The sequence below is a fragment of the Arthrobacter sp. NA-172 genome (genome assembly GCF_043952055.1).
Lineage (GTDB): Bacteria > Actinomycetota > Actinomycetes > Actinomycetales > Micrococcaceae > Arthrobacter.
Genome location: NZ_JBINOT010000003.1, coordinates 1,433,842 through 1,451,263, shown reverse-complemented (window position 1 = coordinate 1,451,263; position 17,422 = coordinate 1,433,842). Strand labels below are relative to the sequence as shown.

The 17,422-nt window shown below is 63.9% G+C and carries 9 protein-coding genes and 4 pseudogenes; 9 read left to right on the top strand and 4 right to left on the bottom strand.

The annotated features are described in order from the left end of the window. Window positions 1-180: 180 nt before the first annotated feature. A pseudogene (locus ACF0H6_RS20900) lies at window positions 181-1,036 on the bottom strand (nitrate/nitrite transporter); the annotation flags it as partial. A gap of 35 nt (window positions 1,037-1,071) precedes the next feature. After that, window positions 1,072-2,022, bottom strand: a pseudogene (locus ACF0H6_RS20895) (proteasome assembly chaperone family protein). 328 nt (window positions 2,023-2,350) lie between these two features. On the opposite strand from ACF0H6_RS20895, the pseudogene ACF0H6_RS20890 reads away from it, so the two are divergent. From ACF0H6_RS20890 to ACF0H6_RS20870, 5 genes and pseudogenes are all read left to right on the top strand, one after another. Further along, window positions 2,351-3,881: pseudogene (locus tag ACF0H6_RS20890) on the top strand (leucyl aminopeptidase). A 232-nt stretch (window positions 3,882-4,113) separates the two neighbouring features. Next, window positions 4,114-5,496: a dihydrolipoyl dehydrogenase gene (gene lpdA, locus ACF0H6_RS20885; RefSeq protein WP_395251309.1), complete on the top strand. Its 1,383-nt coding sequence runs from the start codon at window positions 4,114-4,116 to the stop codon at window positions 5,494-5,496. A 106-nt stretch (window positions 5,497-5,602) separates the two neighbouring features. Further along, complete coding sequence (gene sucB / locus ACF0H6_RS20880) at window positions 5,603-7,330, top strand: 2-oxoglutarate dehydrogenase, E2 component, dihydrolipoamide succinyltransferase (protein ID WP_395251308.1); 1,728 nt, start codon at window positions 5,603-5,605, stop codon at window positions 7,328-7,330. A 127-nt stretch (window positions 7,331-7,457) separates the two neighbouring features. Then, window positions 7,458-7,811 (top strand): hypothetical protein, encoded by a 354-nt coding sequence (locus ACF0H6_RS20875; protein WP_395251307.1) that lies wholly within the window; start codon window positions 7,458-7,460, stop codon window positions 7,809-7,811. A 148-nt stretch (window positions 7,812-7,959) separates the two neighbouring features. Continuing rightward, window positions 7,960-8,388 (top strand): OsmC family protein, encoded by a 429-nt coding sequence (locus tag ACF0H6_RS20870; RefSeq protein WP_395251306.1) that lies wholly within the window; start codon window positions 7,960-7,962, stop codon window positions 8,386-8,388. A gap of 91 nt (window positions 8,389-8,479) precedes the next feature. On the opposite strand, the gene ACF0H6_RS20865 is transcribed toward ACF0H6_RS20870, so the two are convergent. Beyond that, window positions 8,480-12,013, bottom strand: a complete 3,534-nt coding sequence (locus tag ACF0H6_RS20865; protein WP_395251305.1) for a S41 family peptidase — start codon at window positions 12,011-12,013, stop codon at window positions 8,480-8,482. 83 nt (window positions 12,014-12,096) lie between these two features. On the opposite strand from ACF0H6_RS20865, the gene ACF0H6_RS20860 reads away from it, so the two are divergent. Continuing rightward, window positions 12,097-12,996: a TIGR01777 family oxidoreductase gene (locus tag ACF0H6_RS20860; RefSeq protein WP_395251304.1), complete on the top strand. Its 900-nt coding sequence runs from the start codon at window positions 12,097-12,099 to the stop codon at window positions 12,994-12,996. A gap of 31 nt (window positions 12,997-13,027) precedes the next feature. Here ACF0H6_RS20860 and ACF0H6_RS20855 read toward each other — a convergent pair whose 3' ends face one another. Further along, the gene (locus ACF0H6_RS20855) at window positions 13,028-14,713 is read right to left on the bottom strand and encodes a serine/threonine protein kinase (RefSeq protein ID WP_395251303.1); all 1,686 of its coding nucleotides are present in this window, start codon (window positions 14,711-14,713) and stop codon (window positions 13,028-13,030) included. A gap of 141 nt (window positions 14,714-14,854) precedes the next feature. On the opposite strand from ACF0H6_RS20855, the pseudogene lipB reads away from it, so the two are divergent. The 3 genes and pseudogenes from lipB (at window position 14,855) to ACF0H6_RS20840 (ending at window position 17,393) form a co-directional block, all read left to right on the top strand. Further along, window positions 14,855-15,524, top strand: a pseudogene (gene lipB, locus ACF0H6_RS20850) (lipoyl(octanoyl) transferase LipB). Continuing rightward, entirely contained in the window at window positions 15,521-16,540 is a 1,020-nt protein-coding gene (lipA, locus tag ACF0H6_RS20845; RefSeq protein ID WP_395251302.1) for a lipoyl synthase, read from the top strand. Before lipB ends, lipA begins: the two are co-directional and overlap by 4 nt. 88 nt (window positions 16,541-16,628) lie before the next feature. Then, entirely contained in the window at window positions 16,629-17,393 is a 765-nt protein-coding gene (locus tag ACF0H6_RS20840; RefSeq protein ID WP_395251301.1) for a DUF4191 domain-containing protein, read from the top strand. Window positions 17,394-17,422 lie beyond the last annotated feature (29 nt).

The window sequence follows — 17,422 nt, the reverse complement described above, 5'->3', positions numbered from 1 at the left end:
ATTATGCATGTACTTCGTTCAGGGTGGTGCAGAAGCCGATAAACCAAGTAAGAAGCAGAATCGGAGTTTTCGCATTTATCGTGAAACGCTTTCGCGTTTTTCGTGCGCCGCTTCGTCGAAGCGTAAAAACCACGGCCACGCGAGCGCCGTCGCAGCCGTAATCAGCAGGACCATGGCTCAACGGCGCATGGGGTAGCCTGGCGACAAAGGTTCCGAACAGCGGCCCCACAAGAATGCTGGTGACCACGAAAAGACCCATCAGGGCGGACACGGTGGCGGCATCGAGACCTTGCGCCGACACCAGAAACGGATAACCCCAGGACATGGGCAAACACGTTTCCGCTGAACTGGACGGTGAAGTGGCTCCAGAGCCCCGGAAGCGCGTTCCCGGCTGCTGCCAGGCCCTCGCCAACGTGACCCCTGCTGGCGCGCAGTCCCTGGCCGCTTTCCCGGGGCGGATGGCCATGCGGAGCGTCCCTGAGCAGCGCGAGGACCAGCACCGCCGCGAGCGCGCGGACAGGGAACTCAATGCCAAGCGAACGCTGTATTCCATCCCGCGGAATGAAGGATCAACGCGAATGGAATCACGCTGATGAGTTGGCCAAGCTGTCCCGACATTCCCGTCATTTGGGTGACAAGGGGAACCCGGGCAGGTGCGAACCAGATCGGTACGAGCCGGATCACGGAAACGAAAGTCATGGCATCGCCCGCGCCGACCAGTACCCGGCCGAGCACACCGCCGGGAACGGTGTCGGCATACGCCAACTGGAGTTGGCCGAGCCCCATAAGGACTGCACCACTGGCTATCATGGCGCGGGAGCCGAAGCGGTCCACAAGAAGGCCGACGGGTATCTGGAGGCCGGCGTCGACCCAGCAGCTGAAGCACGGTGAAGAAAGAGATGGCGGACGCACTGGCGTGGAACCGTTCGGTCGCTTCCAGTCCGGACACACACTGAAAGAGGTGCGCTGGGCCACCGCCCCACAGGTAGGCAAGCACCCCTATCGTCCAAATCCGCCAGGCGCGGGGTGCGTTCACCCTTCCATTATGCCCGGGGCCGCATTAAAGCTGCTTTATGGGCGCGCATCTTTACGTGCGAGATACGCCTCAACTGCCGCGCCCAAGTCCTCGGCATTGGGCAGTTCGTCGTTCTCGTCCGCGAGCAGGGACCGGCGAACGGTTCCCTCGGCTTTGTCGTCATAGCGGGATTCCAGCGTTGAAACCACCTGCTGGACGTCCTCGGAGGCCTCCACCTGTTCGGCGATCTGCCGGCCAACTTCCCTGCCGGCCTCACGGAGGCGGTCCGTGGGCGACATGAGGGACGTGGCCGCACCAAGATATTCAAGGCCTGCCACCGCCGCCGGCGGGTACTCGGCGTCCGCGAGGTAATGGGGCACGTGGATGACGTATCCGGCCACTTTGCGCCCGGCCTCAATCAACCGCAGCTCAAGGATGTGGCCGATGGCGGACGGAACATCGACCACCGGTTTCCACGTTGAGATCCCCTCGATGAGCTCCGGCCGATTGCCGTGCAGTCCGGTGAACGCCGACCGGCCGGGTGTGCGGGAACCGGCATGGGAATCGAGTCGGCATCCGACGTCACCAGGTCGACGTCGAGTTTCTCCACGATCCCGACGACGGCGGCGGCCAGCAACCGTTCCCACTGGAGGTCCGGTTCAAAGCCGGCAAGCAGCAGGAACGGCTCGCCCAAACCGTCCTTCAGCCGGTAGAGCGCCAACTGAGGCGCTTTGTAGTCCTCCAGGTGGTCTTCAACAAAGCTGATGTGCGGCCGGCGCGTGCGGTAGTCGATGAGCTGGTCCGCATCGAACACAGCCACCGTTTCGACGTCGAGCGTATCCAGCAGCTCCCGGTTGATCTGCTGGACCACGTGGCCGGCATCGGCAAACCCGGTGAACCCCATGAGCATGTTGAGGCCCCTGATTTCCGGGCTGTGGAAGAGCTCGATGTTGCTCGCGTAAAGCGACTCAGCGGTCAAGGAGTGAGCCGGAAATCCGTTCAAACACGGCATGTTCCTTTCGCAGTTGCAGGTTCTAGCAAGTTCTGGGAGGAGCAGGCGGCTGCGCACCGGCAGGTGCCCCGGGCAGCGCTCCACGCTCCATGTATTGGTACAACGCCTCGAACCGGCCACGCATTCCTGTCAACCGGTGTGCTGCAACTCTTCATTTAATTGCTTTCCGGCGCGTCAGACAGACTACGATCGAAACGTACCGCCATGTGCGGACCCCAGCAACCACCGACGTTGTCACAAAGCGGACAACCGACGGGTATCAGGGCCGGCGCCAAACATGCAGTCCGGCCAAGCCATGCAGAGAGAATTGAGGACAGATCCTCGTGGTGAAGACTACAGACATCACCCTTGGCACCATCGCCAAGGACCTGAAAAAGTCGCCCAGCGACGCACTTGTGATAGGCATCGGGCAGTGGTCTGACGGACCGGTCCTGCTCGGGAACCCGTTGAGTGCCAAGGCTGCCGAATCCCTCGCGGCCTCGTTGGGGCTCCTCGGTATCACGGGAGCAGCCGATCAGGTCCACCGCTTGCCGGGTCTCCCGGAGACCGGCTCAGGCGTCCTTGTCTTGGCAGGTGTCGGCAAAGTCGCCGGCGATTCCCTCCTCACAGAGGAGGCCCTTCGCCGGGCCGCAGGATCGGCCGTCCGCCAACTGGCTGGTTTGTCCTCCGTGACGCTCGCCCTCCCGACGGCGTCCCTCGCCGACGTCGCAGCCGTCGCCGAAGGCGCTGTGCTCGGTTCCTATTCCTACACCGAACACCGCTCCACCAAGGATGGCCTCAAGGATCCGGTGGGCAAGGTCCTGATCCACACGGCGTTTGACGGTATTGATAGCAAGGGCCTCCAGTCCGCCCTCGACCGGGCGCTGCTCGTCGGGCGCGCAGTGAACGCCACCCGTACCCTGGTCAACCAGCCGCCTAGCCACCTCTACCCGGAGTCCTTTGCCGAGGCTGCCAAGGAACTCTCCAAGGGCCTTCCCGTCAAGGTGACTGTCTGGGACGAGAAGCGCCTCGAAAAGGACGGCTTCGGAGGAATCCTTGGCGTCGGCAAGGGTTCAACCCGCCAGCCGCGCCTGGTCAAGGTGGAGTACGCCCCGGCCAAGGCCACCAAGAAGATCGCCCTGGTAGGCAAGGGCATTACCTTTGACACCGGCGGCATTTCCATCAAGCCGGCCCTCGGCATGGGTGACATGAAGAGCGACATGGCGGGCGCCGCCGTCGTACTTGAATACCGTGCTGGCTGTCGCTGGCCTGGGTCTGCCGGTCAAGGTGACCGCGTGGCTCTGCATCGCCGAGAACATGCCCTCCGGCGCGGCACAGCGCCCGGCTGACGTCCTGACGGTCTATGGCGGCAAGACGGTTGAGGTTCTCAACACCGACGCCGAGGGTCGTTTGGTCATGGCGGACGGAATCGTGGCAGCGAGCCTCGAAGAACCGGATGCCATCATCGACGTCGCGACCCTCACCGGCGCGCAGCTCATCGCCCTCGGCAACCGCACCGCGGGGGTCATGGGCTCCGACGCCGTCACAGGCGCGCTTAAGGCCGCGGCCGACCGCGCCGGTGAACTCGTCTGGCCCATGCCCCTGCCGGAAGAACTCCGGGCCAGCCTCGACTCGCAGGTGGCGGACATCGCCAACATCGGCGAACGCCACGGTGGAATGATGACCGCGGCCGTCTTCCTGCGCGAGTTTGTCGGCAAGGACGCCGAAGGCAAGCAGATCCCGTGGGCACACGTGGACATCGCCGGCCCGTCCTTCAACAACGGCAGCCCATATGGCTACACGCCCAAGCAAGGCACCGGTTGCACCGTCCGCACGCTGCTCGCCTACGTCGAGGACGTGCTGGCAACAGCCTGATCGATCCACGTGGGGCCGGTCCATGACCGGCCCCACGGCCCGACGTGAGTCTGGCCACAAGCGCCCCACAAAAGCCTCGGCAGGGTGGAGCATGGATAAGTGGTTCGCTAAGGTGAACCACGGTAGTCACAAATGCAAGAGAACTTCGGTGCTGGCATAATCGCGGCAGTACAAGTTCCAAGACCAGATGACGCGTAGTCGCGTGTCATCGCTCACGCGAGGGAGCGTCCTAGTGGCCGATCAGGCAACTGCGCAAGAATTCGACATCCTGGTACTCGGTGGCGGCAGCGGCGGCTACGCCACGGCTCTGCGTGCCGTACAGCTTGGTTTCACCGTTGGTCTCGTCGAGAAGGGCAAGCTCGGCGGAACGTGCCTGCACAACGGGTGTATCCCCACCAAGGCCCTGTTGCACTCGGCAGAACTCGCCGACCACGCACGCGATTCCGCCAAGTACGGCGTGAACGTGACGCTGGACAGCATCGACATCAACGCCGTCAATGCTTACAAGGACGGAATCGTCGCCGGCAAGTACAAAGGCCTGCAAGGACTCATCAAGTCCAAGGGCATCACCGTCATTGAAGGCGAAGGCAAGCTGCAAGGCACCGATACCGTCGTCGTGAACGGCACAGCATACAAGGGCAAGAACATCGTTCTGGCCACGGGTTCCTACTCCCGTTCGCTGCCCGGTCTCGAAATCGGCGGCCGCGTCATCACTTCCGATGAAGCGTTGACCATGGACTACATCCCGAAGAGCGTGATCGTCCTCGGCGGCGGCGTCATCGGCGTCGAATTTGCTTCCGTGTGGAAGTCCTTCGGCGTGGACGTCACGATCGTTGAGGGCCTCCCCTCCCTCGTTCCCAACGAAGACGCCGCTATCGTCAAGAACCTCGAGCGAGCCTTCAAGAAGCGCGGCATCAAGTTCAGCACCGGCGTCTTCTTCCAGGGCGTGGAGCAGGACGAGAACGGCGTAAAGGTCACACTGGTTGACGGCCAGACCTTCGAAGCCGAACTCCTCCTGGTTGCTGTTGGCCGCGGCCCGGTCACTGCCAACCTCGGCTACGAAGACGCCGGCATCACCATCGACCGCGGCTTCGTCATCACCAACGAACGCCTGCACACCGGTGTGGGCAACGTTTACGCCGTCGGCGACATTGTCCCGGGCGTCCAGTTGGCCCACCGCGGATACCAGCAGGGCATTTTCGTCGCCGAAGAGATCGCCGGCCTGAAGCCTGTGGTTGTTGAAGACGTCAACATCCCGAAGGTCACTTTCTGCGAACCGGAAATCGCCACCGTTGGCTACACCGAAAAGGGTGCCAAGGAGAAGTTCGGCGAGGATCAGGTCCAGACCCAGGAATACAACCTCGCCGGCAACGGCAAGAGCTCCATCTTGGGCACCGGCGGCATCGTCAAGGTGGTCCGCCAGAAGGACGGCCCCGTCGTCGGTATCCACATGATCGGTTCCCGCATGGGCGAGCAAATCGGCGAAGCACAGCTTATTGTCAACTGGGAAGCACACCCGGAGGACGTGGCCCAGTTCATCCACGCACACCCGACGCAGAACGAGACCCTGGGCGAAGTCCACCTCGCGATGGCAGGCAAGCCGCTCCACGGCTAAGTCTTACGCAAGACACCCGGTCCTGCGCCCGCACGAACTGCGGGCGCAGGACCCCAGCAGGCAACACTCATCCGCATTAAAGATCAATAAGGAGAACGGGGACGACATGTCTGAAGCCGTTAACTTGCCCGCCCTTGGTGAAAGCGTCACCGAAGGCACCGTCACTCGCTGGCTCAAGCAGGTTGGTGACCGAGTGGAAGTCGACGAGCCTCTGCTCGAAGTTTCCACCGACAAAGTAGACACTGAAATCCCGTCTCCTCTTGCCGGCATCATCGAAGAGATCCTCGTAGCTGAGGACGAGACCGCCGAAGTCGGCGCTCCCCTGGTCCGGATCGGCAGCGGCAGCAACGATGCTGCAGCTCCAGCAGCCGCACCTGCGGAAGAAGCACCGGCAGCACCCGCCCCTGCCCCTGAAGCGGCACCTGCCCCGGAAGCAGCACCGGCCCCCGCAGCGGCTCCGGCCGCAGCATCTGCTCCGGCCGCAGCAGAGGGTCACGACGTGACCCTCCCGGCCCTGGGCGAAAGCGTCACCGAAGGCACCGTCACCCGCTGGCTCAAGGCCATTGGTGACACCGTCGAGGTGGACGAACCGCTCCTCGAGGTTTCCACCGACAAGGTCGACACCGAAATCCCCTCCCCCGTGGCCGGCACACTGCTGGAAATTCGGGTCAACGAGGACGACACGGCGGAGGTCGGCTCCGTTCTCGCCGTCATCGGCTCAGGCGCTCCCGCAGCTGCACCGGCAGCAGCAGCGCCCACTCCGGCCGCTCCTGCCGCTGAAACCGCACCGGCTCAACCCGCTCCTGTTGCTGAAGCAGCCCCGGTTGCGGCCGCTGCAGCTCCGGCACCTGTTGTTGAATCGGTACCCGCGGCGTCGCAGTCCTCCGCACCGGAATCCGGCTACGTCACCCCCCTCGTCCGCAAGCTCGCCAACCAGAGCGGCGTTGACATCACCACCGTGGCAGGCACCGGCGTCGGCGGCCGCATTCGGAAGCAGGACGTTCTCGCCGCGGCCGAATCCAAGAAGGCAGCCGCGCAGGCAGCTGCACCGGCACCTGCGGCTCAGGCAGCCCCCAGCAAGGCCGCTGCAGCCCCTGTGGTTGCTTCCTCACTGCGCGGGACCGTGGAGAAGGCTCCGCGCATCCGCCAGGTCATCGCCCGCCGTATGCGCGAATCACTCGAAATCTCTACGCAGCTGACCCAGGTGCACGAGGTCGACATGACCAAGATCGCCAAGCTCCGCCTCAAGGCGAAGGGTTCCTTCGAAGCCCAGAACGGCGTCAAGCTCACCTTCCTGCCTTTCATTGCCAAGGCCGTTGCCGAAGCACTGAAGCAGCACCCCAAGCTGAACGCTGCGTACGACGAAGACAAGCAGGAAATCACCTACCACAACGCGGAACACCTCGCGATTGCGGTAGACACCGACAAGGGCCTGCTGGTCCCGGTCATCACCGACGCCGGAAACCTTAACCTCGCAGGCTTGGCAAGCAAGATCGCCGACGTCGCCGGCCGCACCCGCCAGGGGAAGATCGGTCCGGACGAACTCTCCGGCGGCACCTTCAGCATCACCAACATCGGTTCGGTAGGCGCGCTGTTCGACACGCCGATCATCAACCAGCCGCAGGTGGGAATTCTGGGCACCGGCGCCATCGTCAAGCGTGCAGTTGTGGTTGCAGACGAAAACGGTGATGACTCGATCGCCATCCGCTCCATGATGTACCTGTCGCTGACGTACGATCACCGTTTGGTGGACGGCGCCGACGCGGGCCGCTTCCTGCAGACCCTCAAGGTCCGCCTTGAGGAAGGCGCATTCGAAGCTGACCTGGGTCTCTAGATCCGATAATTAGCACGACGACGGGCAGGTCCCGGTGGGAAACCACCGGGACCTGCCCCTTTTTTGCGTTCGCGTCGAGTGCGTGGCTTTGCTACGGCACGTAGAAGATTCTGGCTAAGCTGGAGCCATGAGTATTCTCTTCAACGTCCTGCTGTTCTTGCACATCGTCGGCGCAGCCATGATTGTGGGCTACTGGATCGCCACCCTGAGGCAGCCAACCGTCCACCCGCGTCAGCGCGACGGCGCATTCGTGCAGCTGATCACCGGCATCGCCATGATGGGAATCCTCCCCATGCTCCCCAATGCCGACCCCAACTACTTCAAGCTCGGTATCAAGTTCGCCATCGGCCTCGCAGTTGCCGTGCTTGCGGTCATTGGTTCGCGCAAGGTCAAGAAGGGCGAACCGGTCTCCACCGGCCTCGCCCACGGTGTCGGCGGACTGGCGTTGTTCAACATCGCCATCGCCACGATCTGGCAGTAATCCCGGAACTATCGACGGCCCGAAGGCGCCGTGGTCACAATCCACTGAGAGCGGACAAGCGGTGCGCCGCCGTCGTCGAATCCCTAGGATTGAACCCGGTGGCATCCGGTATCCGGATGCCAATTCCCAACGACGCTGAGGAGTGGACATGGCTACAACACGCACCGCACACACCGTATGGAACGGCAACCTGATCGAAGGCGCCGGCAACACCACCCTGGACAGCTCCGGACTCGGAAACTTCGACGTCACGTGGAAGGCCCGCGCGGAGTCCGCGGAAGGCAAGACCAGCCCGGAAGAGCTCATTGCCGCCGCCCACTCCGCCTGCTTCTCGATGGCCTTCAGCAACGGCGTTGCCGGAGCCGGTTTCACCCCTGAAGAGGTCAACACGAAGGCTGACGTCACCTTCCAGCCAGGCGTTGGCATCACTGGTATCCACTTGACTGTTGTTGCCAAGATTGCCGGCGTTTCCGAAGAGGAATTCCAGCGCCTGGCCGAAGACGCCAAGGTCAACTGCCCGGTATCCCAGGCACTGAAGGCAACCCCGATCACCTTGGACGCCACGCTCGCTTCCTAGCGGCAACGCGCCCAGGACTACAAAGGCCCCGCAACTCCTGATGGAGTGGCGGGGCCTTCGTCACCAGCGGGCGGGGCAGCCCGGTTGCCGGCTAACGCTGTTGCGGCCTCGCCGGCAGCTTCGGCGGACGTACCTTGCGGTAGCCCTCACGCAGCGGAGGCCGGTCCGTCGGCAATTCCTGGACCATTTCCTTGAGCGCACCGATGCCGTATTCCAATTGCGGATCCGTGCCCGCCGCATAGGCGTGCGGAGGAAACACCACTTCGATGTCAGGCTCCACCCCGAAGTTTTCCACGCTCCAGCCAATGCCCCCGGAGAACCAGGTGGCATAACGGGGCTGGGTCACGCCCGTGCCGTCCGCCAAGGAGAATCGGTTGTCAATACCTACGACCCCTCCCCAGGTCCGGGTGCCGATGACCGGGCCGATGCCGCGGAGTTTGGACACCTGCGTGATGATATCGCCGTCGGAGCCGGCGAATTCGTCCGTGAGGATAATGACCGGCCCGCGCGGTGCATGATGGGGGTAGGTACGGGGCTTTTCGCCGCGCGGGATGCTCCACCCGGTGACCTTGCGGCCGATCAATTCAGCGACGAGCTGGGAAGTGTGGCCACCGCGGTTGCGCCGGACATCAACAATCAGGCCATCCAGCGCGGTCTCGGTATCGAGATCCCGGTGAAGCTGGGCCCAGCCATTGGCCATCATGTCCGGCACGTGCAAGTAGCCGAACTTCCCCTCCGAGGCCTCGCGCACAGTGCGCCGGTTGGCATGCACCCATTCCTGGTACCGCAAACGTTCCTCGTCCTTCACCGGAACCACGGCAATGCGCCGCTGTTGGCCGGCCGCTTCACCATGTCCGGCGCCGTTCAAGAGGGTAAGTTCCACCGCGCGGCCCGCCGCACCCGCCAATTGTTTGGCAGGGGTGCGGTCCGCGGAGAGCTCGACGCCGTCGATCGCCAGGATCACGTCGCCGGCCTTCGCATCGGCTCCAGGCCGGGTCAGGGGCGAGTTGGCGAGTGGATCCGAGGTGTCTCCGGCGAGAATCCGGGTGATCTCCCAGCCGAGCTCCGTGGATTTGAGGTCGGCACCTAGCCTGCCTTGTCCGTTGCTGCCGGGCTCCCCCGCCGCCACCGGACGCACGTAGGCGTGGGAGGTACCAAGCTCACCGTGGAGTTCCCACAGGAGGTCCACCAGGTCGTCATGCGAACCCAGGCGTTCGACAACCGGACGGTACCGCTGGTGCACCGATTCCCAGTCCTGACCGGCCATGTCTTCGGTCCAGAAGAAGTCCCGCTGGAGCCGCCATGCTTCGTCGAATGCCTGCCCCCAGACGGCCAGCGGATCCATGGTGACACGGATCCGGTTCAGCTCAACCTTGACGAGCTCGCCTGATTCCTCATCGGCCTTGGCATCAGACGGCACGGCAAAAACCTGTTTGTCGTTGACGAAGACCAGTTTCCTGCCGTCTCCGGACAAGCGGTAGCGTTCCACCGCGGGGACCAGGGTGACGGGCTTCTGCTTCGAAAGATCGTAGCGGACCAAGGCCGGTGAGGGCGCCTTATCCTGCACCTTCCCGCGGCCATCGCCCGTGACCCCGGAAAGAGGCGTGTCGAGCCACAGCAATGCTCCGCTGGCCGCGGAGAGCCCCGAGTAGTTGCCCTGTGGCACGGGGACGCCGATGACCCGCAACGCGAGGCCCTCAAGGTCTACCCGGACGTCTACAGTTGGCGCCTTACCGTCCTTGGCCCCCGTGCCATACGAACCGCCCGTGCCAGACGAAGCCCCTGTGTCAGCGACCGAATCATCCATATCCGGTTCGACCTCCAGGAGGTCCACTGCGGGACCAAAGGGCGACGGCGTGTCTGCCGCAAGTGCCACGAGGTACGGCTTGATGGGGCTGGGGAAAGACAAATCGAAGGCGTGTCCGTCATAGACGGGGTCAAAACTTCGGTTGGAGAGGAAGGCGAGGAACTTGCCGTCCGGAGTGAATGCCGGCGATTCGTCGCAGAAACGGCCATCCGTGACGTCCACAATGACGTCCGGGTTGGCCATCTCGACCATCTGCAGCTTGCTTCGCGACCCGAACGCGGTCACAGGCTCGGACCATGCCAGCCATTGCGAATCCGGCGACCACGCGAGGCCGTCAATGCTGCCGTCCCCTACGCTGACCAACAGTGACAAGGCTCCGCTGACTGTGTCGGCGAGGTAGACATCGCCGAACGCAGTTCCCGCTGCAAGCCATCTGCCATCAGGACTGGCCTCGAGGGCGCTGGGGCGGGCTGCCTTGGGGAAGTCGATCCGCAACTGGTCCGCCCGGCGATCCAGGACGCCGTCGGGCACGCTCGCTGTGTCCACCGAACCGGGAGTGTCATCCGCCAGCGGCTCCGGAAGCCTCACCGTGGAAGCCGCGGGCTGTCCGGTAATGGTTGATGCGGAAACCGGGCGGGGCAATTGTTCTGCACCGGCCCCATCGGGTGCGCGCGGTGCCGGGGCGGCGGTGTGGACCGGGGCTTCGAGAGCGGGCCGCGAGACACGCGGTGCAATCCGTTTGATGTGCACAGAATCGACGCCGTCGTGATCCGCCACGTAGGCGATACGACCCTCCGTAAGAGGCCGGGGAAGCCTTGCCCGCACGCCAGGAGTCGCTTCAACCACACGCGACGGTCCGTCTCTGTGGCGCAGCCAGTGGATGGTTCCGTGTGATTCCACCGCGCTGGCTGACCCCGCCGAGTCGGGGAAGACTTCACCTACGTGGGCCGAAACTTTGAGGGGCGCCGGGCGGCGCGATGGCGATGCCGAACCGAGCGTGAGGTCCACCCTTGCCGCTTCCGAGCCGGCCTCAAGGGACGGCAGGATCCACAGTTCGCCGGCCGATTCGAAGACCACCCGCTTGCCGTCGCTCGCTGCATGCCGGACGTAGAAGTCTTCATGATCGGTGTGCCTACGCAGATCCGAACCATCGGACTGCACGGAGTAGAGGTTTCCGTAGCCTTCATGGTCCGAAAGGAAGGCAATCCGGCCGGCTACCCACATCGGGTCCGCGAGGTTCCCGTCCAGTTCGGGGACCAAGCGAGCGAACTCGCCGTTCCCGTCGGCGTCGATCCAGAGTTTTCCGGCCGTTCCGCCGCGGTAGCGCTTCCACCAAGCCGGCTCGCGGGAGAGCACGCTCGCGAGGACGACAGGGCGCTCGTCGCCCACTTCCGGGCCGAACGCCACAGATTCGACAGGGCCGAAGGGAAGCTCGACGGCGGGACCGCCGTCGAGCGGCAAGGCGTACGCATGGGTGTGACGTCCTTCAGCCTGCTCGAAGGCTGTGGTGACCACCACATCGCCCGAGACGGTGAAACCCTTGACCCGCGTGGTGCTGTGGCCGAAGTAGCTCAGTTGCCGGTATCCACCGCCGTCGACCTCGGCGGTCACCACCTCGGGAGCTGCACCGACGATCGTCGTCCAGACGAGCCGCTTGCCGTCCGGAGTGAAGCGCGGATTGCGGGCAGGCAGCTGCTGGGCTGAAATTCGCCACGCGCGGCCTCCGGCCACGGGCGCAATCCAAACGTCGTCTTCGGCCACGAAAGTGAGCAGATCACCGTGCACATGCGGGAAACGGAAGTAGCTGGAGGAGGTCATTGTTCGATCATAGTCAAAGGGGAAGCGAGCTCTTTGAGGCCAGCCGGAGTGCCGAAGTGACGCTCGCCGTGATGTGATGGGGCATGCGAATCGTGATATCTGGTGCTTCAGGATCTATCGGAACCGCACTGTCCGAACATCTTGGCCGCAAAGGGCACGACGTCGTCCGGCTGGTTCGCCGTCCACCCGCGGATACCGGCGAAGCGAGTTGGGACCCTGCCACCGGGCAGCTGGACGAGGCGGTGCTTGACGGTGCGGATGCAGTGATCAACCTCTCCGGGGCGGGCATCGGAGCCCGCCGCTGGACCAAGGCCCGGGTACGGGAGCTCATTGATTCGCGCCTGCAGAGCACAAAGACGCTCACGGCGGCGATGGCACGCCTGGCAACGCCACCAGGAACTTTCCTGAGCCAATCGGCGTCCGGATACTACGGTTCCTCTCGGACCGGTGTGCTCCGCGAGGATTCCGGCGCCGGAAAAGGCATGTTGGCGGAACTGTGCGTTGACTGGGAAGCCGCCGCCCATACGGCACCGCCGGGCGTTCGGGTGGTGACTCCGCGAACCGGGGTGGTCCTGAGCCCGGAGGGCGGAGCATTGGGACCGCTTCTGCCGCTCGTGAAGTGGGGTTTGGGCGGCCCCTTGGGAAACGGGCGGCAGTACTGGCCCTGGATCTCCCTGATTGATGAAGTCTCAGCTTTTGAGTATCTGCTCGACTCGCCGCTTGAGGGTCCCGTTAACGTATGCGCCCCCGAAAGCGCCGACGTCAACGCCATCGTTGCGCAGCTGGCCGCCGCCCTGCACCGCCCGGCCTTCCTGCGAGTGCCTTCGCCGGCCCTCCGCCTCGTCCTGGGCGGCCAGTTGGCAGAGGAATTGATTCTTGCCAACCAGCGCATGGAACCGGCGAAGCTGATGGATTCCGGTTTTTCCTGGCAGCACCCTGCGCTGGTTGACGCCGCCCGATGGGTCGCAAGCGGGGGCAAGTGATCACCGATTCTGCTGACGCCTGCCTGGCGATTCACGCCTGTTTGGCCAGGATTTCGGCAATCCTCCACTCGCCCGCGCCACGCAACAGGACCACCCTGAGTTCCTTGCGGCTGCTCGCGGGACGCACTCGGACCACTTTCCCTGAGGCATCCCGTTCTTCATAGGCCGACGTCTCCACGGCGACTACAACCGTTGCGCGGTCCGGGCCGGCGATACCCTCCAGGCTCGAGCTGACCACCTTGGTGGAAAAGCCAACAAGAACCAATCCGGCTGCCCGCAATCCGTCCCTGACTTTTCCGTCCGCTGCGGCAGCACCCGAGCCTTGTACATTGACCCGCTCCAGCAGCTCGAGTTCGCCAGTACTAAATGCCGCGTCCCGGACGGCCGATAGCCCCCGGACAGCTTCTTCCGGGTCTTGGGACCGGATGCGGTCGAGGACCTCCGTGGGAAGCTGGCCGGGCACTTGCTGGCTGGGCACTTGCTGGCCGGGCGTCGGCGTCGGGCTTTGCGTTTGTTGCCAGGATCCCTGCACCTGATTGCCAGATCCCGGCCCTTGATGAGCTGCCCACCACGCTGCGGTCGCTGAACCGGCAACCACGAGCATCCCGAAAGCCAGCACGATGGGCGCGGCCCGCCGTCGTCCGGAAAGTCGCCGAGCGCTCCTAGGGACTGCCCGTCTTCCCGGCGGCGAACGGAAGCGTCCGACAAATGCAGCGATGCGGGCACCTTTTCCGCTGCGTTTGGGAGCCCGACGCCGGGTCAGCAGTTCGGGGACAACCGTCGCATGGACCGAACCGGACAAATCCAACGGTGCCGGTGCCGCGCTCCGGTAGACGGCGATACCGAATTCCGCCGTCGAAGGCCGCTGGTTTCCGTCAGGATGAAGTCCGGCCTCGAGGGCGGCGGCGAGTGCCGCAGGGACGCCCTCGATCAGCAAAGTCAGTGGTGGCCTGCGCGCGGTGATATCCGGAGCGGAGCCGGTGAGGCAGTACCAGCCAAGGGCGGCGAGGGCATAGGTATCGCGCTCTGGCTGGAGCTCGGCTGCAACGCGGACGTGGACTCCAGGATCCGCGAATCCCGGAGTGCCGGACCCCGCAAGGCCGGAAACGTCACCCACCATGCGTGAAACGCCCAGATCCGAGAGGAGGGGCTTCCCTTGGGCAGTGAACAGGACGTTCCCCGGCGCTACATCGGAATGTGTCATGCCTTGGCGATGCAAGTAAGCGAGAGCCTGGGCCAGTGGAGTCAGGACGGTTATCGTCTCCCCCACGCTAAGGCGTCCCCGGGTTGACACCAACTGACCCAGCGAACCACCGGGAGCGTAGTCCATGACCAGTCCCAGTCCGCCGTCGAAGGACCCTGCCAACTGAACGACGCCGCGGAGCCTGACGAGGTGTTCGTGGTCCAGCCGCGAGAGCAGATGTACCTCCCGGAGCAACGATGACTTGGCGTCGGCCGGATCCGCCACGCCCTTTTCCTCAGCCTCAGTCCCCGGAAAAAGGCATTTCACGGCGAAACCCGTTCCCGACCGCTCTTCCCTGGCGAGCCACACTGTGGCGCTTGCGCCGCGGCCCAGCTCACGGACCGGAACAAAGCCCGGAATCACCGGTTTGGGGCAGTCGGTCCCCCGCCATCCGACGGCTGCCCCGCTGCGCTGCCCGCCGTTGTCCTGTCTCCCATCGTCCCGATCGCCGGGGCTGGGTGCAAAAGTCTCCATGCCTCAAGAGATACCGGAATTCACGGATTGCCGCAGAAGTTATCCACAGCCCCCGATCCGAGCCCGCGACGGGGCCGAGTACGACTGAGAGCTTGGCCACAAAATCATGGCGTTCGCCCAGCTGGGTCTAAGCTTATCCCCATGACTCTTGAGTTCTCACAGCTGGGTCTTGCCCCGGATTTCGTTGACTACATGCAGGGCTGGGATATCCAGCGCGAACTCCACAACAAAGTTGTTGCCGGCGAGAAACCCAGCACCGTCCTGCTCCTTGAGCATGCGGCGGTCTACACGGCAGGCAAGCTCACGGAAGACCATGAGCGTCCGTTTGACGGCACGCCGGTTGTTCCGGTCGATCGTGGCGGCAAGCTGACTTGGCACGGACCGGGGCAGCTGATCGCTTATCCCATCCTCAAGCTGAAGAACCGCGCCGGCATCCGCGACTACGTCGAGCGTCTCGAGGACGTCATGATCGCGATCATCGACGACTACGGGATCAAAGCCACTCGCGTCAAAGGCCGGGCGGGAGTCTGGGTCCTCGCTGACGAGAAGGGTCCGGACCGCAAGATCGCAGCGATCGGCATCCGCGTCCTGGACGGCGTCACCATGCATGGAGTTGCCATCAACTGCAGCAACGATCTAGCTCCTTACGAACAGATCATCGCCTGCGGCATCACTGATGCAAGCGTCACCACCATGTCCATCGAGACCGGCCGGACGAATTAACCCTGCCGATATTGCCGAGCGCTTCAAGGAAGAGTTCCGCAAGCATGAAGAAGCACTCGTATCCAGCCCCGAAGGAGCACTCCAGTGACCTTGGCACCTGAAGGCCGTAAGCTGCTGCGCGTTGAACAGCGCAACAAAGCCGTCCCGGTCGAACGCAAGCCCGAGTGGATCAAGGCCAAGGTCCAGATGGGCCCGGAATTCGTGGGCCTGAAGAACCTCGTGAAAAAAGAAGGCCTGCACACCGTCTGCGAGGAAGCCGGCTGCCCGAACATCTTCGAATGCTGGGAAGACAAGGAAGCGACCTTCCTGATCGGCGGTTCCGAATGCACCCGCCGCTGTGACTTCTGCCAGATCGACACCGGCAAACCCTCCCCCGTGGACATGTTCGAACCCACCAAGGTGGCCCGCTCCGTCCAGGCCATGAACCTGCGCTACGCCACCGTCACCGGCGTCGCCCGCGATGACCTGGCCGACGAAGGCGTCTGGCTCTACGCCGAAACTGTCCGCAAGATCCACGAACTGAACCCCGGCACCGGCGTGGAACTGCTCATCCCGGACTTCTCCGGCAAACCCGAACACATCGCGGCTATCTGCGACTCCAACCCGGAAGTCTTCGCGCACAACGTCGAGACCGTGCCCAGGATCTTCAAACGCATCCGCCCCGCGTTCCGCTACGACCGCTCCCTGGACGTCATCACCCAGGGCCGGGCCCACGGCATGGTCACCAAATCCAACCTCATCCTGGGCATGGGCGAAACCCGGGAAGAAATCTCCGAAGCCCTGGCCGACCTGCACGCCGCCGGCTGTGACCTGATCACCATCACCCAGTACCTGCGCCCCTCCGAACGGCACCTGCCCGTGGACCGCTGGGTCAAACCCCAGGAATTCGTGGACCTCGCCACCGAAGCCGAGGAAATCGGCTTCCTCGGCGTCATGTCCGGACCCTTGGTCCGCTCCTCCTACCGTGCCGGACGCCTCTGGGCCACCGCGATGCGCAAAAAAGGCCGCGAAATCCCCGTGCACTTAGAGCACATCGCCGACGGCATCCAGGACTCCGGCACCACCCGCCAGGAAGCCCGCACCCTCCTCGCACGCCAGGCTTAACGCAAAGTAAACGCATGCCCAAAGAACCGGACCCCGGACAAACCCGGCGTCCGGTTCTTTGGCATAAATCACGTAGAATTAAGGCACTATGGCGAAATCCCCTGATTCCAGCAACTCGACAACATCGGCTTCCGATACTCCCAAGCGCCGCTTGTTTTCCCGCAAGCCCAAGGAAGCAAAGGCCAAGAAGCCGAGCCAGCTGAAGCAGATAGGCGAAGTCTTCAAGATGACGCGCCGCAATGACCCCATGGTCGTGTGGCTCATGCTGCTGGCGTTCCTCGGCGTCATTGCCGTCAGCCTCGTCGTCGGCCTGATTCTGAACAACTGGGTTACGGGCTTGATCATCGGTATTCCCTTGGGCCTGTTGGCAGCTGTCTTCATCCTCTCGCGCCGCGCGGAACGGGCGGCTTTCGCCCAGATCGAGAACCAGCCCGGCGCCTCCGGCGCGGCCCTGGGAACCCTGCGCCGTGGCTGGATCACTGAAGACCAGCCCGTTGCGGTCAACCCGCGCACCCAGGATGCGGTCTTCCGCGCCATCGGCCGTCCCGGCGTCGTACTCGTGACCGAAGGACCCTCGCACCGCGTCAAGCCACTGGCGGACGCCGAGCGCAAGAAGCTGTCCCGCATCCTCCCGAACGTGACCATCCACGTGATCGAAAGCGGTCGTGGCGAGGGCCAGGTGCCCATCAGCCAGATTGCCAAGACCATGAACAAGTACAAGAACGAGCTCACCAAGGTTGAGGTGGGCGCGGTCAACAAGCGGATCTCTTCGCTCGGCAACCGCCTCCCGATCCCCAAAGGTATCGACCCCTACAAGGCGCGCCCGGACCGTAAGGCAGCGCGCGGACGCTAGAGGCCAAATAAGTAAGCCGCCCTGCTCTG

Excerpts from the sequence above, each read along its gene's own strand:
- sucB (WP_395251308.1), top strand. The coding sequence starts at position 5,603 with ATGTCTGAAGCCGTTAACTTGCCCGCCCTTGGTGAAAGCGTCACCGAA.
- ACF0H6_RS20875 (WP_395251307.1), top strand. The coding sequence starts at position 7,458 with ATGAGTATTCTCTTCAACGTCCTGCTGTTCTTGCACATCGTCGGCGCA.
- ACF0H6_RS20870 (WP_395251306.1), top strand. The coding sequence starts at position 7,960 with ATGGCTACAACACGCACCGCACACACCGTATGGAACGGCAACCTGATC.
- ACF0H6_RS20865 (WP_395251305.1), bottom strand. The coding sequence starts at position 12,013 with ATGACCTCCTCCAGCTACTTCCGTTTCCCGCATGTGCACGGTGATCTG.
- ACF0H6_RS20860 (WP_395251304.1), top strand. The coding sequence starts at position 12,097 with ATGCGAATCGTGATATCTGGTGCTTCAGGATCTATCGGAACCGCACTG.
- ACF0H6_RS20855 (WP_395251303.1), bottom strand. The coding sequence starts at position 14,713 with ATGGAGACTTTTGCACCCAGCCCCGGCGATCGGGACGATGGGAGACAG.
- ACF0H6_RS20840 (WP_395251301.1), top strand. The coding sequence starts at position 16,629 with ATGGCGAAATCCCCTGATTCCAGCAACTCGACAACATCGGCTTCCGAT.